Origin of the sequence: Acetobacterium wieringae, assembly GCF_001766835.1 — a bacterium.
Taxonomy (GTDB): domain Bacteria; phylum Bacillota; class Clostridia; order Eubacteriales; family Eubacteriaceae; genus Acetobacterium; species Acetobacterium wieringae.
In genome coordinates this window covers 1-22,727 of record NZ_LKEU01000037.1, presented here as the reverse complement: position 1 = coordinate 22,727, position 22,727 = coordinate 1, and the positions used below count along the sequence as shown (strand labels likewise).

General features: G+C 42.6%; 18 protein-coding genes and 1 other RNA gene. 16 read left to right on the top strand and 3 right to left on the bottom strand.

The window, feature by feature from the left end:
- The first annotated feature begins 159 nt into the window (after positions 1-159).
- From miaB to ACWI_RS13805, 6 genes are all read left to right on the top strand, one after another.
- Positions 160-1,578: a tRNA (N6-isopentenyl adenosine(37)-C2)-methylthiotransferase MiaB gene (miaB, locus tag ACWI_RS13830; RefSeq protein WP_070372030.1), complete on the top strand. Its 1,419-nt coding sequence runs from the start codon at positions 160-162 to the stop codon at positions 1,576-1,578.
- Positions 1,532-4,177 (top strand): DNA mismatch repair protein MutS, encoded by a 2,646-nt coding sequence (gene mutS, locus ACWI_RS13825; protein WP_070372029.1) that lies wholly within the window; start codon positions 1,532-1,534, stop codon positions 4,175-4,177. The genes miaB and mutS overlap by 47 nt, the downstream gene beginning before the upstream one ends.
- A 14-nt stretch (positions 4,178-4,191) precedes the next feature.
- Positions 4,192-6,324 (top strand): ribonuclease R, encoded by a 2,133-nt coding sequence (gene rnr / locus ACWI_RS13820; RefSeq protein WP_070372028.1) that lies wholly within the window; start codon positions 4,192-4,194, stop codon positions 6,322-6,324.
- Positions 6,325-6,377: 53 nt separating this feature from the next.
- Positions 6,378-6,836 carry an SsrA-binding protein SmpB gene (gene smpB, locus ACWI_RS13815; protein ID WP_070372027.1) on the top strand — a complete coding sequence of 153 codons (459 nt, stop codon included), beginning with the start codon at positions 6,378-6,380 and terminating at the stop codon, positions 6,834-6,836.
- A 9-nt stretch (positions 6,837-6,845) separates the two neighbouring features.
- Positions 6,846-7,244, top strand: a transfer-messenger RNA (tmRNA) gene (gene ssrA / locus ACWI_RS13810).
- Between the two features lie 187 nt (positions 7,245-7,431).
- Positions 7,432-7,665, top strand: coding sequence for a hypothetical protein (locus ACWI_RS13805; RefSeq protein ID WP_070372026.1), 234 nt, complete (start codon positions 7,432-7,434; stop codon positions 7,663-7,665).
- A gap of 44 nt (positions 7,666-7,709) precedes the next feature.
- Here ACWI_RS13805 and ACWI_RS13800 read toward each other — a convergent pair whose 3' ends face one another.
- From ACWI_RS13800 to ACWI_RS13790, 3 genes are all read right to left on the bottom strand, one after another.
- On the bottom strand, positions 7,710-10,343 hold the full coding sequence (locus ACWI_RS13800; RefSeq protein WP_070372025.1) for a DEAD/DEAH box helicase: 2,634 nt from the start codon (positions 10,341-10,343) through the stop codon (positions 7,710-7,712).
- On the bottom strand, positions 10,340-11,275 hold the full coding sequence (locus ACWI_RS13795) for a HamA C-terminal domain-containing protein (protein ID WP_070372024.1): 936 nt from the start codon (positions 11,273-11,275) through the stop codon (positions 10,340-10,342). Before ACWI_RS13795 ends, ACWI_RS13800 begins: the two co-directional genes overlap by 4 nt.
- 157 nt (positions 11,276-11,432) lie before the next feature.
- A complete protein-coding gene (locus ACWI_RS13790) occupies positions 11,433-12,368 on the bottom strand; it encodes a hypothetical protein (protein ID WP_070372023.1) in 936 nt (311 codons plus the stop codon).
- 689 nt (positions 12,369-13,057) lie between these two features.
- Here ACWI_RS13790 and ACWI_RS13780 point away from each other — a divergent pair.
- The 10 genes from ACWI_RS13780 (at position 13,058) to ACWI_RS13735 (ending at position 22,509) form a co-directional block, all read left to right on the top strand.
- Entirely contained in the window at positions 13,058-13,567 is a 510-nt protein-coding gene (locus tag ACWI_RS13780; protein ID WP_070372022.1) for an RNA polymerase sigma factor, read from the top strand.
- A gap of 309 nt (positions 13,568-13,876) precedes the next feature.
- A complete protein-coding gene (locus ACWI_RS13775; RefSeq protein WP_070372021.1) occupies positions 13,877-14,218 on the top strand; it encodes a DNA ligase in 342 nt (113 codons plus the stop codon).
- A complete protein-coding gene (locus tag ACWI_RS13770; protein ID WP_070372020.1) occupies positions 14,208-15,335 on the top strand; it encodes a DUF2800 domain-containing protein in 1,128 nt (375 codons plus the stop codon). The genes ACWI_RS13775 and ACWI_RS13770 overlap by 11 nt, the downstream gene beginning before the upstream one ends.
- A gap of 1 nt (position 15,336) precedes the next feature.
- A complete protein-coding gene (locus ACWI_RS13765) occupies positions 15,337-15,903 on the top strand; it encodes a DUF2815 family protein (RefSeq protein WP_139142378.1) in 567 nt (188 codons plus the stop codon).
- A gap of 222 nt (positions 15,904-16,125) precedes the next feature.
- Entirely contained in the window at positions 16,126-18,120 is a 1,995-nt protein-coding gene (locus tag ACWI_RS13760; RefSeq protein WP_070372018.1) for a DNA polymerase, read from the top strand.
- A 293-nt stretch (positions 18,121-18,413) separates the two neighbouring features.
- On the top strand, positions 18,414-19,079 hold the full coding sequence (locus ACWI_RS13755) for a Rha family transcriptional regulator (protein ID WP_070372017.1): 666 nt from the start codon (positions 18,414-18,416) through the stop codon (positions 19,077-19,079).
- Position 19,080: 1 nt separating this feature from the next.
- Positions 19,081-19,305: a hypothetical protein gene (locus tag ACWI_RS13750; protein WP_070372016.1), complete on the top strand. Its 225-nt coding sequence runs from the start codon at positions 19,081-19,083 to the stop codon at positions 19,303-19,305.
- The gene (locus ACWI_RS13745; protein ID WP_070372015.1) at positions 19,286-19,717 is read left to right on the top strand and encodes a DUF7768 domain-containing protein; all 432 of its coding nucleotides are present in this window, start codon (positions 19,286-19,288) and stop codon (positions 19,715-19,717) included. Before ACWI_RS13750 ends, ACWI_RS13745 begins: the two co-directional genes overlap by 20 nt.
- Positions 19,710-22,055: a virulence-associated E family protein gene (locus tag ACWI_RS13740; protein ID WP_070372014.1), complete on the top strand. Its 2,346-nt coding sequence runs from the start codon at positions 19,710-19,712 to the stop codon at positions 22,053-22,055. The genes ACWI_RS13745 and ACWI_RS13740 overlap by 8 nt, the downstream gene beginning before the upstream one ends.
- A 166-nt stretch (positions 22,056-22,221) precedes the next feature.
- Complete coding sequence (locus ACWI_RS13735; RefSeq protein ID WP_070372013.1) at positions 22,222-22,509, top strand: VRR-NUC domain-containing protein; 288 nt, start codon at positions 22,222-22,224, stop codon at positions 22,507-22,509.
- The last annotated feature ends 218 nt before the right edge of the window (positions 22,510-22,727 follow it).

Sequence of the window (22,727 nt, the reverse complement as noted above, 5' to 3'; positions counted from 1 at the left end):
GGTGCAGTTTCCACAAACAATTTTGTAACGTGTAGGCGAACAGTTCAGAGAACTGTCCGCCGTACAGTGTAAAAATTGTTTCGTGCGAAACTGGGCGCAAAGCTCACGGCAGTTTCGCAATTGCCTAATTTATTCAGATCTTAGGAGAAACAAAATAGCATGAGCAAGAAAAAACCTGCACAACGAATCTTAAACAATGCGTCCCGCAGTTTTCGTATTTTTACCTTCGGATGTCAGATGAATGAAAATGACTCCGAAAAAATTTCGGGAATGTTAAAAGCCCTGGGCTACGTCGAAGAAATGGATGTCAACAAGGCCGGTCTGGTCATTCTTAACACCTGCTCGGTTCGGGAAAACGCCGACGAGCGGGTCTTTGGCAATATTGGCGCCTATAAGACGGTTAAGAAAAATAATCCTGATTTAATTCTGGCGGTCTGCGGCTGCATGATGCAGCAGCCCGAAATCGTCAATCAGATTGTCACCAAATATCCCCAGGTTGATCTGGTTTTTGGGACCCATAATTTTCATCAGTTGCCGCAGATGCTTAACAACTACATGGTCAATGGCAAGCGGCTGGTGGAGGTCTGGGAAGATTCCGATACGATCATTGAAGATCTGCCGGTGGACCGCAAATATCCCTTTAAGGGCTTTGTGACCATTATGAATGGCTGCAACAATTTCTGCACCTACTGCATTGTGCCCTATACCCGGGGCCGGGAAGTCAGCCGCCAGCCGGAGCGTATTTTTTCCGAGGTCGCCGCCTTGGTGGCCGATGGTTGTGTGGAGGTGACACTGCTGGGCCAAAACGTCAATTCTTACGGCAATGATCTGGGGGATGAGGTAAATTTTGCCAATTTATTGCGACAGCTTAATACCATTGAAAAACTCAAACGGATCCGATTTATGACCTCCCACCCAAAAGATCTCACCGATGCGGTGATTGATGCCATCGCCGAGTGTGACAAGGTTTGTAATTATATCCATCTGCCGATCCAATCCGGCAGCAGCCGGGTCTTAAAAGCGATGAACCGCAAATATACCCAGGATGATATTCTCAATCGGGTTGACGCGATCCGCAAAAAAATTCCCGGGGTGGCCATCACCACCGATCTGATTGTCGGCTTTCCTGGGGAAACGGAAGAAGATTTTTTAGAGACCCTCAAAGTGATTGAGTTGTGTCACTTTGACTCAGCCTTTACCTTTTTATATTCGATCCGCACTGGCACTCCGGCAGCAACCATGGCCGATCAGATTCCCGACTCGGTTAAGCATGAACGGATCAACCGCTGCCTGGAAGTGCTCCATCGGATCAGCCACGACATCAATCAGACTTATCAAAATCAGGTGGTGGAAGTGCTGGTGGAAGAAACCAGCCGCAACAACCCCGAACGGCTGACTGGCCGGACCCGAACCGGGAAGGTGGTCAATTTTCCCGGTGAACCCGGCGATATTGGCAAACAGCTGATGGTTAAGATTACCCAGGCCAAAACCTTTAGTCTGGATGGTGAAAAAATTCCACAGGAGGACACCGATGGCGCAGCTCACTCCAATGATGACCCAATACCTGCAAATTCATGAGGAGGTACCGGAGGCCCTGCTTTTCTTTCGGCTTGGTGACTTCTATGAGATGTTTTTCGATGATGCCCTGACTGCTTCCCGGGAGCTGGAAATTGCCCTGACTGGCCGGGATTGCGGGCTGGAAGAACGGGCGCCGATGTGTGGGGTGCCCCATCATGCGGCCCAGAACTATATTACCCGGCTGGTCGAAAAAGGTTATAAGGTAGCCATCTGCGAACAGGTTGAAGACCCCAAAGAAGCCAAGGGGATTGTCCGTCGGGAAATTATTCGGGTGATTTCGCCGGGTACCATCTCTGAAGGAAAATTGCTGGAATCCAAGAAAAACAATTATCTGATGGCCCTATTTCTGGAAAACAATAGCCTCGGGATAGCCAGTCTGGATGTTTCAACCGGGGATTTTTACGTCACCCAGATCGAAGCCAGAAGTCGCGATCAGTGGCTGTCCCAGCTGTCCGATGAAATCGGGCGGTTATTACCGGCTGAGGTGATTCTTAATGGGGCACTGTTTAAAGACGGTCAGGCATTGACCCTGATCGAAAACCGTTTTGGAATACTGGCCAGTCTTTATCCGGAAAAATACTTCTCGGTCAAAAACGGCAGCCAGCGGATTACTGAACAGTTTCAGGTTTTTGCTCTGGGGGCGCTTGATCTGGAGCGCCGGGATCATGCCATTGCTGCCGCCGGGGCACTGCTACTTTATCTCGATGAAACTCAGAAACGGGCCCTGACCCATATTAAAACGATCCGCTATTATAACAGTAGGGACTATATGGTGCTGGATTTGTCGACCCGGCGCAATCTGGAGCTGACCCAGACCCTTAGAACCTTGGAAAAAAAAGGCAGTCTGCTTGGGGTTCTGGATAAGACTGTTACCGCCATGGGCGGACGCACCCTACGCCGCTGGGTCGAGGCGCCGCTTTTAAATCGTGATGCGATTCTTAAGCGTCAGGGTGGGGTGGCAGCTTTTTTTAATCATGCCGCCGATCTACCATCGTTTAAAACGATTATGACTAGGGTTTATGATCTGGAACGGCTCTGTGGCAAGCTGGCTTTTGGCACCGTCAATCCCCGGGATCTGCTGGCCCTCAAACAATCACTGGGGGCGCTGCCATTAATCCGGGATTTTGTGGTGCAGCTGGACGCAGAACCACTTACTGCACTGTTTGATCCGGATGAGCTGCTTACTGATATATGGGAACAAATTGAGCAGGCGATCGATGATCAGGCCCCACTGGTTCTAAAAGACGGACACGTGATTAAAACCGGCTTCCATCCAGAAATCGATGCGTTTCGGGAAGCTGCTGAGAAGGGTCAGGACTGGATTTGCGATCTGGAATGCCAGGAGCGGGAGCGCACCGGGATAAAAAATTTGAAGGTGAAATATAACCGGGTCTTTGGCTATTTTATTGAGGTGACCAAAAGTAATTTTGACCAGGTACCGGAGGACTATATTCGTAAACAGACCTTGGCCAATGCCGAGCGCTATTTTACGCCGGAGCTAAAAGAAATGGAAAGTCGGATTCTCGGAGCCCAGGAAGGGTTGCTCCGCTGCGAAACCCAGGTGTTTCAGGAAATCCGTGATGGTCTGCTCAAAGAAATCCCCCGGATTCAGCAAAAAGCCCGGGAAGTGGCGGAACTCGATGCCATCTATGCGTTGGCGGCAGTGGCGCTTCAAAACCGTTTTGTCTGTCCGGAGATTCGGGAAGACAGTACGATACTGATCAAAAACGGTCGCCATCCGGTGGTGGAGGATATGATTGGAACCAACCATTTTATTGGTAACGATTGTCTACTCAATCAGGATGATCAGCGGATGCTGATTATTACCGGACCAAATATGGCCGGGAAATCGACCTTTATCCGCCAGGTGGCGATTATTACCCTGATGGCTCAGATTGGTTCCTTTGTTCCTGCCGATGCGGCCAGCATCGGCGTCGTCGACCGGATTTTTACCCGGGTCGGAGCCAGTGACGATCTGGCCAGTGGTCAGAGTACTTTTATGGTGGAAATGACCGAGGTGGCCAATATCTTAAAAAATGCCAGCGCCCGCAGTCTGGTAATCCTTGATGAAATCGGTCGGGGCACCTCTACTTTTGACGGCATCAGCATTGCCTGGGCGGTGGTGGAATATCTCCACAATCCGGACAGCATCGGGGCCAAAACCTTGTTTGCCACCCATTATCATGAACTGACTGAGCTGGAAACCTTAAAACCGGGGATTAAGAATTTTTCTATCCGGCTTAAGGATACCCCCGATGGAGTGATCTTTTTAAGAAAAATCATTCCCGGTCCAGCTGATCAGAGTTATGGCATTGAAGTCGCCAAGCTGGCCGGTTTTCCGGCCGGAGTCACCCGGCGGGCTCAGGAAATTCTTGGCCATCTGGAATCGGGCGAAGATACCTACCGCCAGGAGCTGCTGGTGGCCGAACCGACGGTTCTATACGGTGACAGCGGCAACCAGTTGAATTTCTTTGATGTTGCTCAGACGATGACCGATGCCGAAGCAGAAGCACTCGAAACCATTCGGGAAATGCAAATTGAAAAAATGAGCCCCCTGGAAGTCATGATTGTGATCGACCAATTACGAAAAAAACTATAGTGATCGGAGTAAAGATGAAAACCAAAGAATTAAAACGCATTGTCAAGCGTTTGATGAATGATAAAAAATATCGAAATATGACGTTCGATCAATTATCGGATTTTATCGGTTTGTCTAAAAAGAAGGATCGCCAGATGCTGTCCCATGTGTTAAAAGAACTGGAAGTCAAATGTAAGGTCGAGAAAGACGGCAACGGCACTTACAAAAAGGGCAATGGTGCTCCTAAAATCGTTGGGGTGCTGCGGGGCAACCAGCGGGGCTTTGGTTTTGTTATTCCGGATTACTCGATTTTCTCGGAAGATGTTTTTATTCCCGAGAAGGCCCTCCATGGCGCTCTGGACATGGATACTGTCTGGGTGCGCCTAACGTCTAAACCGGGAGATAAACGACCAGAAGGAGAAGTGGTCGAAATCATTGCCCGAGGACATCAGAAAATTATTGGCCGTTATCAAAAAGGCAAGGGCTTTGGTTTTGTGGTACCGGATAATGATCGCCTTTGTAAGGATATTTTTATTCCCGAACGGCGGGGTCGAAAAGCTGTAACCGGCGATAAGGTGGTCACCCAGATCGTCTCCTGGTCGGAGACTGGTAAAAATCCCGAAGGCGAGATCCTGGAAATTCTTGGTAATGAAAGCGAACCGGGGATTGATATCCTCTCAGTCATTAAAGAATATGACATCCCGATGGATTTCTCCAATGACGTGGAGCGGGAAACCAATCAGTTAAGCGACCGGATATCGGAGAGTGAACTGGAAAAACGGCGGGATCTGCGGGACCAGCAGATTTTTACCATCGATGGAGATGATGCCAAGGACTTTGATGATGCCGTTTCGCTAACCCAAACAAAAGATGGTAATTTTTTGCTGGGGGTGCACATTGCTGATGTCAGCCACTATGTCCGGCCGGGCAGTGCCATTGATGAGTCCGCCCTGGAACGGGGCACCAGCGTCTATGTGGTCGATCGGGTAGTGCCGATGTTGCCGTTTAAGCTTTCCAATGATGTCTGCAGTCTGGTGCCCAACAAGGACCGACTGACTTTCAGTTGTGAAATGGAAATCAATAAAGATGGCCAGGTAGTGCGCTATGATATTTTTAAATCGGTGATCTGTTCCAAGGCACGGATGACCTATAAAAAGGTTAATGCGCTGCTGGCCGACCGGATCGATGAAGCCGCTGAGCTAAAACCCTTTCGCAGTGAACTGGTGTTAATGGAGGAGCTGCATGAAATTCTGCGGGTCAAGCGCCGCTTAAACCGGGGGGCAATTAATTTTGATTTCCCTGAAGCCAAGATATTACTGGATAATCATGGGTTTCCTGAAGAAGTGATCATTGATGAGCGGTTGATTTCTCACCGCATCATTGAAGAGTTTATGCTGGTCTGCAATGAAACCATCGCCGAGCACGTCTCCAAACTGGATGCACCGTTTATTTTTAGGAACCATCCCGAACCTCACCCTGAAAAGCTGGTCGCCTTTCGCACCTTTATCAATCGCTACGGCTTTAAGCTGGGGAAAAACGACGATCAGGTACCTTCCGGTCACGACTTTCAGCAGTTGGTAGTAGATATTGAAGGTAAAAATGAAGAACGGGTGATTACCCTGCTGATGCTAAGGACCATGCAACAGGCCGTTTATGAAGGCCGTAATCTGGGTCACTATGCCCTCGGGGCAAGCTTTTACACCCACTTTACTTCACCGATCCGTCGCTACCCGGATCTTTTTGTCCACCGCTATCTGGCCAAGGCGATGACTGGAAAAATCAATAAAAAATCATTGGATTATCTGGAGAAAAATATTGATGCGGTGGCCAGCCACGCATCTGAAACAGAGCGCCGGGCGGAGAACATCGAACGGGAAATCACCAAGCTCAAGATGACCGAGTACATGACCCGCCATCTTGGTGATGAATTTACCGGGCGGATTAGTGGGGTTACCTCCTTTGGCTTTTTTGTTGAACTGGAAAATACCATCGAAGGTCTGGTGCGGCTGGCAGATTTAAAGGATGATTATTATAACTATGACCCGGATCTGCATCAGCATATTGGGGAACATCGGGGAAAGATATTTAGATTGGGCCAGGAAATCAAAATAAAAGTGGCAAAAGCTGACGTGAGTTCCAAACAAATTGATTTTGTACCTATGGATTAATTAAGGAATCCGTGTTATAATGTGATGCTAGAGAAGAAACAGAGGAGTTGCGTATGGGTGAGACTATTAAAATTGTGGCCAAAAATAGAAAAGCACGTCATGATTTTACCATCGAAGATACCTATGAGGTGGGCCTGGTTTTATCAGGGACGGAAGTGAAATCGATCCGGGCCGGAAAAGTCAGCCTGAAGGAAAGTTTTGCCGATATCCACAACGGCGAGGTTTTCGTTTATCAGATGCATATCGATCCCTATGAGCAGGGGAATATTTACAATAAAGACCCGCTGCGCATCCGAAAGCTCTTGCTTCACAAACAGCAGATCCGAAAACTGATCGGGCTGAAGCAACGGGAAGGCTATACTCTGGTACCACTGAGACTGTACTTTAAGGATGGCCGGGTTAAAATGGAACTGGCCCTGGCTAAAGGTAAGAAGCTTTATGACAAGCGACATGCCATTGCCGAGCGGGATTCCGACCGGCGGATTCAAAAAAGCATGCGGCATAATGGCTAGTTATTATTTGGGGGTGTACTGGTTTCGACGGGGGTTTTGAAGCTTGAGTAGCGAGTCGATGTTGCCAATCATCGTTAAAAATGGCGCATAAATATAAACGCAAAAACAGAAAAAAGTTACGGGTTAGCTTTAGCAGCGTAATTCGCTCTAAAGTTTAATACTAAGACTTCGCAGCATAATTAATGCTGCACGCCTCCCAACTCAACCTGTGGTTTTGGGTTTCGGCGTTCATTGAAGCAGGGAACCGTTTTTGGTAGTGTCTCGCACCATTAACGATCAAGAGGCTGGTTCCACTTTTTCTATGTCATTGGAGAAAGAGGGGAATAAGAAAATAAACAATGACTGCACTCGGAGAAGCTCCTGTGAATGGACTTTCGGACAGGGGTTCGACTCCCCTCACCTCCACCAAATTCGCACGTAAAAATTAATACAATTAAGGCCACCTTGTGATGAGGTGGCTTTTGTATTTTTTGAAAGAAATGGCTTTATATAGCGGTTTGATAGCTGATGTAAATTTGACGGAATTAAAAAGGTTGTTAGTCGGAAATTGGGAATGATTGCTAAAGTGTAGAAAAGTTTTTACAAGAGTAGGGGTGTGCAAAAGGGTGCATTTTTTGACAGGGGTGTGCATTTTCTGGTTGGGTATTCTACTTCTTATAATAATTTTGTTGGCAATTCAGCAAATGCTATAAAAGAAAAAAGTTCAAGAATGCAAATGTTATACGACTACCTTCTCCGATACCTGTTGCAAGGAACTGCACGTCGGGCTGCGACTGATCGTGGTGTGGTGGAAACTATTCAAGCTATTATTACAGAGGTATTGACGTAAAAGTCCGAGCAGTCTTAATGTCATGTTCGGACTAAATTGTAAGATTAAATAGTTTCGCTATAGAAAAGCTGCGGGATATTATATATTATAGAATTCGCTTCTTCTCTTACATTTGCATTTTCACATTCGAGAAGATTCCTTTGGAGTTTATACTCCTGATTTTCAGTTAAAATAACGTAGTCATCTAAATACTCTTTAATGTATGTGGCAGATTCTCTTGAGAAACCATTTCTCTGTAAAAAAATTGTCATTTCATTAGTTGTTCCATACTCCACGTATTCATACCAGTTGTTTTTGTCTAGGGAGGTTTCACCATGAATACTTTTGTACATATTGGCATATCGCAATAAATAATTTGATATGCTGAAAAGAATGATGTTTTCTATGACCTCCAATGTGTCAGAAAACACAACATTTCTATGCTCCGGAGAATCATCATAATTTACAACTGTATAGCTATTCAAATAGAATGGGTAGGTATTATTCTGCCTGAATCGGATAGCCTGACGCATAATATAATTTAGACCGTGTCCCTCCATCCATTGTGCTAAGATGACAGCATACCATGAAAGCTTGCGGTAATTTCCGTCATTGTCTCTTTTTCCGAGGGTAGAAAACTCATATCTATCCCAATCAAAAATAGAACATAACTCTTGGAGAAAACCTAAGACGACACTATGATTGAATTTACCATCAGTAATTTCTGGAAAGCTGCTTCCATTTCTAATGGCATTTGCTAGTCTCCTGGTTTGGTCAACAGAAATATTTATATCATTATCTATGTATTTTCTACTGTTGCTAAATGACGCTCGTATTTGCTCAACGCCACCATCTGGAAGGTATTTTGAAAATTCCCTACTGACTAAGCTGTCCCTTTCATCCATGATATCTTGAAGCAAAATCATACCGAATTTCCGCATCATGACATATTCTTCTTCGGGCTGGTGATCATTATACTTATCAATAACCGAGTCGCCTGCAAGAAGTGTTTCAATGATATGTTTCTTTAATTTTGGTTTTAGGTCCTGAACAACAGAAAGCTTTTGTTCTTTTACCGGTTCCTGTAGCAACCCCAGATAATCTTTTTCTGTAGTGCGTTTGCCATCAGTTACAAAGAATACATTTCCATACAGATTAAATTTTATCCTGCCAACACGACCTATAAGGTTCTTAAATTCGACACCACTCATTTTAGGTCTGCCGTTATAATTATTTGCAATAAAAAGATTATCTGCGGGAAGATTAACACCTTCAATCAATGTGCTAGTGCAAAACATAGCTGTAATTTTTCCTTCTTTAAAAAGTTGTTCTATTCTTTGTCTGATTGAAGATGGAAGATATCCAATGTGATAAGCTACACCTTTCTCAATAATTTCTGTAAGGAAATAATCACCATGAACCTCCCGCTTTATGTCAGCTGCAAGTTTTTTTAATTCGGGTATATCTTGCTTTTGTCGATATTGTGAGAATTCTAGTGCTTTTGCAATAGCGGCACTTTTGCTGTTGAAATATGCAAGTGTTTTTTGCTTATGCTGGGTATCGTACTGCTCCATCAAAAGAATATAATCCATCACAGTTGTTCCTGATTGATTGATTTTACACACGAAGACCGGATTTTTAGTATGGTCATTATAAATGCTTATGGATTGTTCTTCGCAGTTTATTAAAAACTTGAATTGTGTAACAGGCGCAAAGGATGAGGTTACAGCATTCTCTGTTCCTCGTTCAGCTTCAGTTACCAATTTAAGATAAACTTCGGGGTTGGGTATATTAGGTGATGCGAAAATAAAGTGTGGCATTGGATTTTTTCTGGCAAGCATATCTATCACTTTATAGTAAAATGGACCACGACTGTTTCTTCCGGAAATCTTATGAGCCTCATCAACAAATATATAGTCAATTTCAAAATCTGGATTGTTTATGAGCAGATATAACAGTCTTTCAGGAGTCATTATCAAAATAAAATTGTGTTCTTCTTCGAGAGAAATGTCACTGGCTGCAGTAACAACGCGGTAGTTCTTCTCCTCTAGAATGTTTTTTAAATCGTTGATTGTATCACTGCGCACCTCGTTAATAAGAGCCTTTGAAGGGACAATTCGTGCAAAGTTTAACTTTTTGCCGTTCAAAATTTGTTCTTGAATGAACATATGCATTATAAATGATTTTCCCATTGAAGTTGGAGCAGAGTAACTCAGAAAATCTCCACCCATTCTATCGTAGATGTTTTTCTGTTGGAGAAAAAAAGTCTTTGTCTTATCTGATGGAATTGTTAGATAATTTTTGCAAAATGCAGCAAAAGCTTTTTCTTGCAGGGTTATTTCTTTATATTGAGAATCAACTAAGTCCCTTCCACGAAAATTTCCAACATTGGATAAAATAGAACCCGCATAATATTTTATATTATTGTTGTCTGGTTCTAATTCAAGTAGCAATGATATGATTTCCTGTGCCCACATTTTATGCTGATCTTTTTTTGTAGAATGTGTCGATTTAGAAAGCAAATCAGCAAAACGTAGGACTGCATCCGTATCAACCTCTCTATTTTGACGCTTGTCAATTAAGTGAAATTTTATGAGAGCATAGTTGTAAAGCAAATTATCATAATTACTATTTAAAAAGTCATTATTATCTATTTCATTAAAAATCGATTCGCCAAGATTTATTAAATTATTATTCATAAAGTAACATCTCCCTTCATAACATTTGTCATAATCTCTTTTTTATTGTCTTCAGCGTTATCGAAGGGAAGAATGTAAAAATAAAAAGAATGCCCATCAAGGTTATAATCTTTTATTTTTTGAGCAATGTAATCTGTGTGATGTGTAATGTCAAGTGCAAGCCTTTTTTCCATCATTTCTGCATATTGATCATTTGTGTAACCTGTTGGGTCTATGCCAAGAGTGTAACCAAGGAAAACACCATATGCAATTTCATAAATTCCGCTATTTCTTGGTTGTGGAATAATAAGCTGTTTTATAAAATCAATTTCATGAGGATTGTAAAAGCGGTTGAGAGCGGTTTTTTCCACCATTTTGATTTCTTTAGAACTGCGTTGCTCAATGCGATCTATTGCTTCAAAAGCATGGTCAATGGCATCTTTTATGTCACCCACAGTATCTGAAGCACCAAATACCATTTCGTATGTTAAACCACTATTGGAATCGCCAAGCGTAAGTAAGTGTATGCTTTCACATTCACTTGCATATGTAACAGCATCAGTCGCGATTTCTACACGGCTTAATATTTTAGGAGCATCAAGTTTTTCCTCGAGAAGAGTATAAACTAGCATTTCTCCAAGTTCGTTTCCTGTTCCTTTGGTATCAGCGGCACCATTTTCATTCATTACTTTTAAAGCCTGTGAGATAATAGTGTCTTCATCTCCATTAATATGAAAGTCTTCTAAGGCAGCGCGAGAAAATACATACTTTCCAATATTCCGATAAAGAGCAGTCTGAAGATCATCTGTATAAAACTTTTTGCCCCGCACCTTAAGATGAAATAAGCATAACTGCTCATTATTACTTATTCCAAGAACTTCTGAATGGTTGAGTTCGTTAAAAACACCATCCAAGGATTTCTTTTTTATTGTTCCGGTTATATCATTTTTCATAGTTACCTCCTGTTGATTTTTTTCACAACATATTCATGTAATACAGCTACAATTAAAAGTTCTAGTTCAGGCAATTCATATTAAATGATGAATATTTCTGACACCGATGCAAATGTTTCATACAATATATTTCATAACTGGGCCATACAAGGGAGTTTTATAAATTATTTTTTACTGTCACTTCAAATGAAAGGTCATCCGTTTTGTTAGGAAAACAGCTTATGCCGTCTTCAGTTTGAATGTCCAATTCAAGTTTGTGTTTTCCTTCAAAGTATCGTGCATCAAATCTTGCGATAATTGTAGTATTTTCACCCGGTTTTAAGTCTGATATAAGTATAGGCTGTTCCAATTGTTTTATTCGTGTAGAATCACTGTTTGTCAGTATGATAAAACGATTTGACCATTCCACCAATCCTGTGTTCTTTATTCTCCATGAGTGTGTAAATCTTTCATAAATAACTACGGTTTGTTCACCTTCCGGTTTTTCATATATAATTTGATAATCATCTCCGGAAATAGTAGGAGATGAAATATGCTCGGCTTCTTTCAACAGAGGAGCCACCCACGCCAAAAAAGTTATTTTACTTGCACGGTCTTTTACATTATCTATATAAGTCACATCTATAGCTGCAATTCCATCTTTCCCTTCGGGGTTATTTTGCTGACTGCAAACACAGAACAAAACATTAGCAATGAACTCCACGGGAGAAATAGAAGTTGCTGATATCATACGTTTTTTCGTATATTTGCTGTCAAAACCTATTTGAACAGTATCGGATAAATTGCTGTCGTCCTCTAAGATTTGCTGTAATGCAGCAATTAGATACGGTTGCTTTTCGGTGCTTATCATCTTACTGAACACTTCATTTACATTATTGTACAAAATTTCAGCAATATCTGTCTGTTGATTCTCTTTCATAAATTGAGAAATTTCATCAGGCAGATTTTTTGTGCAGTTTTTTACATGAGCAATATAGTTAGTTGTATATGTTTCAGGAAAAAGTGTACTCGCAATTAAATCATCGGAGTACCTTCGTCCTGTTTTACATAATGAAATGGCTTTGAATACAGAGCCAGAAGTAAAGCGTATCAAACCGATGCCTCCTTTGATTTTTCTAAAAAAACATCTACTTTATTTCTAATCTTGCATTGAAGTGGAACACAGATTCTTTCGAGAATTTCCTTGCCCGCAGATTGATTGTTTCCCATTTTCGTCATAGAGGTGAATGTGATATTGGCTTTGAACTTAAATTCTTTTTTCATCATCCCATTTGCTACTAATAGTTTACATAATTTTTTGCAACAAAATTCCATATTCTGATAACGATTTAAATGAATAGATTTCAGCATAGCATAAAAATACACAAGTAGCAAGTTGATCTCTGTGCAAGAAAACATTTAATGATTAAAAGCTTAATTTATATATAAAAAAGAATATATTTGAAAGCAGGCAACATTCGGGCATAAAACGAGGCATGAAACAGGCAGAGTCAGGGCATAAAATTTAATCGAAAAAAAACGTAAAATAAAATCATGAAAGGTGATAAGACCTTTGATACCGGACTTGCAAACATTCATATACCCATGATTTAGACCCGTTTCAATGTTCACTGCCTGATCAGCGGTGCCCAGAGCGGCGAAACGGAAACAAGTAAATACAGTCAACCCACTGGGAGCGGTTGGCCATTCAAGAAGTGAGGATTCATTTTTTATGGCCAATTATTATGGGAAGTCCTGCGTGGATTCTCACTTCGGTTTTCAGACCGAAGGAGGGTCTCCACAATGGAAAAAATTGAAAATCTACAGACAAACGACGGCAGCAAACAGTATTATATCCCGATGGAAGTGACATCAGAAACAATTAAAGATTTCGGTCTTAACTCGGCGGATGTGGTCTGGACTAAAATCGGGAACAAACTCAAGAGAGTTATTATGGTTTCCGTAACGAAGGAACAGTATTACGAGTATATGCGTCCACTGTGGCGTGAGGACAAGCGTGAACAGCGTCAGGAGCCGATGGTTTCGCTAGATAAAATGTATGAGGAAACCGAGTACGAAACAGCCGATAACTCTGACCTTGAAGCGGATATTTTAAAACGGGTCATGATTGATGAACTGCATAAGGCGCTTGATGAGTTAGAAGAAATTGACCGAACCATTATGGAAATGTACAGCCATGACCACAGTGAAGCAGAAATTGGAAAAGCTATCGGTATGAGCCAAAAAGGCGTTAATAAGCGCAAACACAAGGCGCTGCTAAAACTTAAAACTAGGCTAAACGATTATAAATAAGAAGTAAGAACCGCCTGCGCCACCGCAAAATGTGATGGCGCAGGTTTTTTTAGTTTTTTTAAAAAATTTTGGTTCTTAAAACATCTGCAGATGTCCTTTTACTCTCAGAGGGGCAAGATAGCAACTCGGAAAGGACGGTGTCAACTATGGGCAACCGATGCAGATCAGGCACAAAAGCAAATATCAGTCAGGAACTCGACCGTGAGTTATCTGACGTACTGATTGCAATTAGTGTCGTGTCAAGACGAATCGCTGACAGGATTTCTAAAGTCAGCGGCGACGAAAAAACCGGGGAAGGAGGCAATCAAAATGGGCAAAGTAAGCGAATTATCCATGCTCACCCTTGAACTTAGAAAATGCGGCGAAACTTTGGTAGATATCTCACAGGAACTGGCAGAAATGTTTAGTGGTTCAGATGTAGAAAAACAGCCTGCAAAAAAGAAAATTGCTAAGGAGACTAAGCCGCAAGAAGAAAAGGCTCTGACCCTTGAAGATGTTAGAGCAATATGTGCTGATAAATCCCGAAATGGATTTACAGAAGAGGTAAAGGAAATTCTCACCAAACATGGAGCAGAGAAACTGTCATCGGTAGACCCGGCAGAATATAAGGCACTACTTGCGGAAGTGGAGGTACTTGGCAATGCCGAATAAGCACGCAGTATTATCAGCATCCTCCAGTCACAGGTGGTTACTGTGTCCTCCATCAGCACTGCTTTGCTCCAAGATTGGCGATACTGCAAGTGAGTTTGCACTACAGGGTACTGATGCCCACGTCCTTTGTGAATATAAGCTAAAAATCGCACTGGGTCAGAAGTCAGACGACCCAACAGCAGAGTTACAGTATTTCGATGAGGAAATGGCTGACTGCTCGGATATGTATACTCAGTATGTGCTGGAGCAGCTTGCTGCGGCAAAGGAAAAATGTAATGACCCGATTGTTCTGATTGAACAGCGTCTTGATTTTTCCAAATGGGTTTCGGAGGGATTTGGGACTGGGGACTGCGTGATTGTTGCGGATGAAATGCTCACAGTCATTGACTTTAAATATGGTGTCGGCATTTTAGTAGATGCAGAGAAAAATCCGCAAATGATGTGTTATGCGTTGGGAGCCTTACAGCTGTTTGATGGTATTTACGATATTAATTCTATTTCTATGACCATCTTTCAGCCAAGACGTGAAAGTGTTAGCATCTATACACTTTCAAAAGAAGAACTTCTGAAATGGGCTGATGAAGTGCTTGCACCTACAGCACAGCTTGCGGCCAAGGGCGAAGGCGAATACAAAGCTGGTAACCATTGTCAATTCTGTAAGATTAAAGCGACCTGCCGTAAACGAGCCGAATATATCCTTGAACTAGCGCGTTATGATTTTGAAATGCCTTCCACCCTTGAAGATGACGAGATTGAGGCCATTTTATCAAAAGTTGACGTGCTGGTATCCTGGGCAGGCGATATTAAAGAATATGCTTTACAGCAGGCAGTCAACGGCAAAGAATGGAAAGATTGGAAGATCGTCGAAGGCCGCTCCAATCGGAAATATGTAAATGAGGATGCCGTGGCAGATACGGTCAGGGAAGCAGGTTATGATCCGTATGAACACAAAGTTTTCGGAATTACTGAAATGACTAAACTGCTCGGCAAGAAAAAATTCGAAGAACTGCTCTACGGGTTAACACAGAAACCGCAGGGCAAGGCAACTTTAGTACCAATTTCGGACAAACGTCCGGCTATGAATACAGCAGCAAATGATTTTAAGGAGGACAATTAATATGTCAATGAATTATACGAACCCAACCAAGGTAATCACTGGAGTAAACACGAGATGGTCATATGCTAACATTTGGGATGCAAAAAGTATCGCGGGAGGAACCCCGAAATATAGCGTCAGCCTTATTATATCGAAGGACGATACCGTAACCGTGAACAAGATTAAAGCAGCCATTCAGGCGGCATATGAGGAGGGCGAATCCAAGTTGAAGGGTAGCGGAAAGACCGTGCCTGCACTTTCAGTTCTTAAAACACCAATGAGGGATGGCGATTTGGAACGTCCAGACGATGAAGCCTATGAAAATTGCTTTTTTGTCAATGCAAACAGTGTGGCCGCTCCCGGTGTTGTCGATGCCGACCGTCAACCTATCCTTGACCGCAGTGAAGTATACAGTGGGGTATATGGCCGTGCGTCGATCAATTTCTATGCCTTTAATTCCAATGGCAATAAGGGTATCGCCTGTGGATTAAACAATCTTCAGAAAATTAAAGATGGAGATCCTCTTGGTGGAAAAAGCCGTGCTGAGGACGATTTTGCAACAGATATCGATGATGATTTTCTCGCATAAGGAGGGCAATAGAATATGACAACAGTTCAGAGTTTAATGCTTGCATTCTGCTTCGGATCAGTGATGGGTTACCTTCTCGCAGATGTGATATATCTTATCTGCAGTGCAGTTAAAAAGTTTAAAAAGAAAAAGGAAGACTCTGCGGAATAAGAAGCGTGATCAGAATCGGTGGGCGGCGTAGGTAATCCTTCGCCGCTTTGCTGATTGAAAGGATGTGACTAAATGAAAAAAAAGATTAAGTGCATAAATTTAGATCTAGAAACTTTTTCTGATGTGGATTTGCAAAAATGCGGCTTATATAAATATGCCCAATCTCCCAATTTCGAAATACTCCTGTTTGGATATGCTGTCGATGGTGGTGAGATACATGTGATTGACCTTTCCTTTGGGGAGAAAATTCCACAGGAAATTATAGAAGCATTAACTGATGATTCTGTCATTAAATGGAGTTTTAACTGTGCATTCGAGAGGATCTGTTTATCAGTATGGCTTCGTCGGAATTATTCAGAATATTTTAGCAGCTACAGCATTGAAGAAGACACAGTCGGAGACTATCTTGACCCATCGGCCTGGAAATGCTCCATGATATGGTCTGCATACATGGGACTGCCGTTGTCTCTTGCAGGTGTTGGTGCAGTCCTTGGTTTGGCGGAACAGAAACTGAAGGAAGGCAAAGAACTCATTCGCTATTTTTGTGTTCCCTGCAAGCCGACCAAAGTTAACGGAGGAAGAACGCGTAATTTACCGGTGCATAATGAAGAAAAATGGAATCTGTTTAAATTCTATAACAAACGTGATGTTGAAGTGGAGATATCCATTCAGGAAAAGCTGAAACAATATCCGGTGCCGGATTTTGTTTGGGAGGAATACCACCTTGACCAGGAAATCAATGACCGTGGGATTGCCCTTGATATGGCAGTGGTTGAGAACGCCCTTGATTTTGATGCAAAATCTAAGTCAGAACTGTTGCATAAAATGCAGGAGTTGACCAGTCTTGAGAACCCAAACTCTGTAATGCAGATGAAACTTTGGCTTGCAGATAACGGACTGGAAATGGACAGCATTGGCAAAAAAGAAGTAGCACAGGCGGTTAAAACTGCTCCAAAGGAGCTGGCAGAAGTTTTAAACCTTCGGCAGCAGCTTGCTAAATCCTCCGTAAAAAAATATCAAGCTATGAATAACGCTGTCTGTGCGGACGGCAGAGCGAGAGGAATGTTTCAATTTTATGGCGGTAATAGAACGGGTCGGTATTCTGGAAGGCTCATCCAATTACAAAACCTTAGGCAGAACCATATGCCAGATTTGGAGCTGGCGCGGGGTCTTGTGGAGTCTGGCAATTATGCTGCAATGGAACTTTTATATGATGATATCCCGGACACCCTGTCGCAGCTGATTCGTACTGCTTTTGTCCCACGTGATGGCATGAAGTTTATTGTTGCCGATTTTTCAGCGATTGAGGCAAGAGTGCTTTCGTGGCTTGCGGGTGAAAGCTGGCGGATGGATGTTTTTGCAGATAACGGGGACATCTACTGTGCGACCGCATCAAAGATGTTTCACTGCAACGTGGTCAAACATGGCGAAAATAGAGATCTCAGACAGAAAGGGAAGCAATGCGAACTTAGCTGTGGTTATGGCGGATCAGTCGGTGCATTAAAAGCAATGGGTGCTCTAGAATCCGGGATGCAGGAAGATGAGCTAAAGCCGCTGGTTGATGCCTGGCGTCAGGCTAATCCAAACATCGTTCGTTTCTGGTGGGCGGTGGATCGTGCCGTAAAAGAATGTATCAAACAAAAAACGTCAACAAAAACTCATGGTATTTATTTTTCTTATCAGAGCGGTTTTTTATTTATCACCCTTCCTTCTGGCAGAAAACTGGCTTATGTCAAACCCCGAATTGGGGAGAACCGTTTTGGTGGTGAGTCGGTGACCTATGAAGGGGTGGGCGGTACAAAGAAATGGGAACGTATTGAGAGTTACGGACCGAAATTTGTCGAGAATATCGTTCAGGCAATCAGCCGAGATATTTTGTGTTTTGCCATGGAGACTTTAAAGAATTGTATGATCGTGGCCCATGTCCATGATGAAGTGATAATTGAGGCGGATATGCGCATGTCACTTTCTGTTGTTTGTGAGCAAATGGCAAGAACACCAACCTGGGCAAAAGGCCTGTTACTGCGAGCCGATGGCTATACCTGTCAATTTTATCAAAAAGATTAATTTTAAAAAATCCTCAACTTTTGGCACCTCCCAAGGCTATGAGGTAGGGGGATTATTTCACTTTGAAAAAATCGGGAGGTAACGAATCACAAAAATGTGATCCGTGAAGATGGTACAAAAAGGCTGTAAAAGAAATATGCTCATCTGCTGATAAAGCACATGGCCAAAATTGGATTTCAGGATACAGAAGGATATTTTTACAAAAAGATTAGAAATATGGTTCTTAAAACATAGGGTTTTGTCCTTTGACTATTAGAGGGCAAAGCCCTACTTTTAGGAACGGAGGTATTTCAATGAAAGAATTGATACCCAAAGACGAATTCGGAATTTTTGCAGACACCCATGACGTTGCGAGGGTTGACAGCTTGTATGTGGCAGACTTTTTTGAGAAAAATCATAAAGAGGTACTGCGTGATATTCGAAAGATCGTTGACTCTGAATCTGGATTGAGTGCGGATTTTCGACAGCGCAATTTTGCGCCGTCCTCATACACGAATTTCCAGAATAAAAAACAACCATGCTACTGCTTGACTCGTGACGGATTTACAATGCTGGCAATGGGATACACTGGCAAAAAAGCTATGAAATTTAAGGAATTGTATATTCGCAGATTTAATGAGATGGATGACTTTATTAAGAATATGGTTTCAGCTAGAAAAGAGTTCCCACTTTTGACTGGAAATATCAAGCTGCTCCATGACAATCCAAAGCCGTATCACTTCAGCAATGAATGCGATATGTTAAATCGTATTGTAATTGGAATGACTGCAAAGCAGTTCAGACTTGCAAATAACATTGAAAAAGGAATTAGCATCAGACCATACCTATCCAAAGAACAGATTGATATGCTGGAAACTTTGCAGAAGGTCGACGTGGGATTGCTCGTTGCTTTTCCGAATTATGAAGATCGCAAACGCCGTCTGGAATGGTACAAAACCAAATTGGAGGAGGACAAATAAAATGTTTTATGTAAAAGAACAGTTAAATGATGCAATGGAAGTTTCCATCGAAATTGACGATGAGAATGTTTTCTGTCGCTGTCCGCACTGTGGCTCGGAGGTTCAGGTCGACTTGGCGGATGTGTTTGATGATGGAGAGATTGACCTTTTTGGTACATCGGTACTATGTGGCAGCTGCAGCAAAAAATTGATGGGAGGTAAGGACAGTGGCTGTGAGCAAGTATAACTGCGAAGGCTATCCTGATCCAATCACTTGCTGTTTTACATCCAATCTTGAAAAGGAAACAAAAGCAATAAGAGCGTACAGACCAATGGTATATGTATGCTCCCCTTTTTCAGGGGATGTTGCCGGGAACGATGAAAATGCACGAAAGTACAGCCGGTTTGTTGTTGAGCAGGGATGTATCCCAATTACTCCGCATTTGCTGTTTCCGAAGTTTCTTAATGATAATGCTTTGATGGAGCGAGAACTGGGGGTTCATTTTGGAAATGTTTTAATGAGCTACTGCAGTGAGGTGTGGGTGTTTGGAGAAATCATATCAGCAGGGATGGTTGCTGAAATAAAGAGAGCCAGGAGAAAAAATATCAAACTGCGATATTTTTGCAGCGATTTGCAGGAGGTTATTGATCATGCGTGATTTGAATATTGCTTATGGAAACAGCCGCGCGGCAAAACAATGGAGCAATAAGAACATTCGCTTCGATGAACTGAAGGAGCGGCTGAAAGTTACAATCAGAACATCAGAGTCAGCAGAGGAATATGCAAAGTTCTCCAAAGCAAAAAGAGATGATGCGAAAGACCACGGCGGGTTTGTAGCAGGTGTACTAAAGGGCGGCAGACGAAGAATTGATTCGGTGGAGTCCCGTTCTATGGTAGCACTGGATGGTGACAGAATAGATGAAGCGTTTTTATTGGACTATGAGAAGAATACCGCCTATACCTCTGTTTTATATACAACCCACAGCCATACGGATGAAAATCCGAGAGTTCGTTTAGTATTTCCACTTACAAGGGATGTCAATCAGGAAGAGTATGTTGCGGTAGCAAGATATCTGGCACAGATGCTGGGGATGGATTATTTTGACGAATGCTCCTATCAGCCGAATCAGCTGATGTACTGGCCTAGCACTCCGGCAAATGGAACTTTTCTGTATAAAGAGATAGATGGTGACTGGATTAATCCCGATGATATTTTATTGGCACACCCGGAATGGACTGATCCCACTAGACTGCCTACATCTTCAAGGGAGAGTAAGGCAAATACTGCAAATTTCCAAAAGGTGCAGGATCCGCTTGAAAAAGAAGGTGTGGTTGGTTTATTCAACAGAGTATTCTTCCCGGTTACACTTGCCATTGATACATTTCTCTCTGATGTATATGAACCAACCGACAGCGACAGTCGTTTCCACCTTATTGCATCAAGTAGTATGGCAGGTGTTGAGATAAAGGAAAACGGTAAATTTGTTTACAGCCACCATGCCAAAGACCCAGCATATCTCAAACTTTGTAATGCATTTGATATTGTCCGTATTCACAAATTTGGTAACGATGATGATAACAAATCGTTTAAAAGCATGTGTGAGTTCGCAATGAAGCAGGAAAAGGTAAAACTGCGTGTGTTGGAGGAAAGACAGTCACAGATTGATGATGATTTTTCGGATGATGGTGATTGGCGATCGAAGCTCAGATATATGCCAAGGAGTAAGTGCCTTGAAAACAGTGTGTGGAATTTGATGCTGATCCTAAATAATGATACCGATTTTGCTAATATCGCATTTAATGAGATGGCGGGCAGAATTGAAATTACAGGCAGTGTTCCGTGGGAACGCCCTGTGGACAACCGGTTCTGGCGAGATGCGGATACAGCTCAAATGAAAGCGCTTATCGACATCAAATATCAATCTTTTTCCAGCCGAAACCATGATGTGGCTTTTACGAAGGCGGTTGAGGATCGCCACTTTCATCCTGCCCGAGATTATTTTGACAGTCTGCCTGAATGGGACAAAGTTCAGAGAATCGAAAGCCTTCTCATTGATTATTTCGGTGCAGAGGACAACACCTATACGAAAGCAACTATGAGAAAAACTCTAATTGCGGCAGTGGCAAGAACATACCATCCCGGTGTTAAATTTGACAGTGCCCTTATTTTAGTGGGGACACAGGGAATCGGCAAATCAACCTTCTTTTCAAAATTGGCAGGCAGCTGGTTTTCTGACAGCTTGACTCTTACCGATATGAAGGATAAATCGGGAGCGGAAAAGCTGCAGGGATTTTTGATTTTGGAATTGGGCGAAATGGCGGGGATGAAAAAGGTAGATATTGAAATCATAAAATCATTCCTAAGTCGTACAGATGATATTTACCGTCCGTCTTATGGGAGAGTTGTCGAAAGTCATCCAAGGCAGTGTATTGTAGTGGGCTCTACCAATGCAGAAAATGGTTTCCTGCGCGATATTACAGGGAATAGACGTTTTTGGCCTGTGAATGTACACAGTGAATCCGCTAAAAAATCATGGCAGCTGACGGAGAATGAGGTATCGCAAATATGGGCAGAAACGCTTTATTTATACAATCAGGGTGAGAATTTATACCTGGAAGGCAAAGATTTAATAATTGCTGAAGAACAGCAGAAGCAGGCAATGGAAACTGATGAAAGACAGGGTTTAGTGGAGGATTACTTAAACACCCTGCTCCCGGAAAACTGGGAGTCCATGAGCCTCTTTGAGCGAAAGAACTTTTTAAGTGGCGATGATTTCGGCGGATCTAAGATAGGCACGGTGGAAAGAAAGCAGGTCTGCAATGCGGAAATATGGTGTGAATGTTTCGGCAACAATTTGTCTGCCATTAAATCTGCGGATTCCTATGCGATAGCTGCAATTATGATAAAAATCGATGGGTGGGAAAAAAGCAGCAAACGAAAAAAGATTTCATTGTATGGTCAGCAGAGAATGTATGAAAAGCTGTCATTGTCATAAATTGGCTTTAACAAAGGACTTTTTGACTTCTCATGACAATTATGACAACTATTATATATAGATTAAATATTATGTTATATGGATATAGGTGTATGTCTGTACGCACGTAAGGATTATATAGGATACGCTGTCATATTTGTCACATTGTCATTTCTCAGGAGAGCAAATGAAAGAAAAAGCGATTGAACAAAAACTTGTAATGGCAGTCAAAAAGCACGGTGGTATCTGTCCAAAATTCACATCTCCCGGATTTGATGGTATGCCAGACCGCTTGGTGCTCCTTCCCTTTGGAAAGTTTGCATTTGTAGAAGTGAAAGCGCCGGGAGAAAAACCGAGACCACTGCAGCTGGCAAGGCATGGTATGTTACAGCGGATCGGCTTTCGAGTGTTTGTGTTGGATGATGAGGAACAGATAGAAGGAATAATTAGAGAAATTGGAGGTGATGCCTTATGAAGTTCATACCACATGATTATCAGAAATTTGCAGTCCGATACATCGAAAAACATCGGATTGCAGCGATTCTATTGAATATGGGCTTAGGTTATGCTTTCGTCAAGTGAAAAATGGTCCAGATTTTTATTTCAAAAGTGGTCCACTAGTTGGTGCTCTTTAGCCAGGCGATGGTATCCTCCATCCGATAACTGATCTCACGGGAAAAGTCCATGATATGT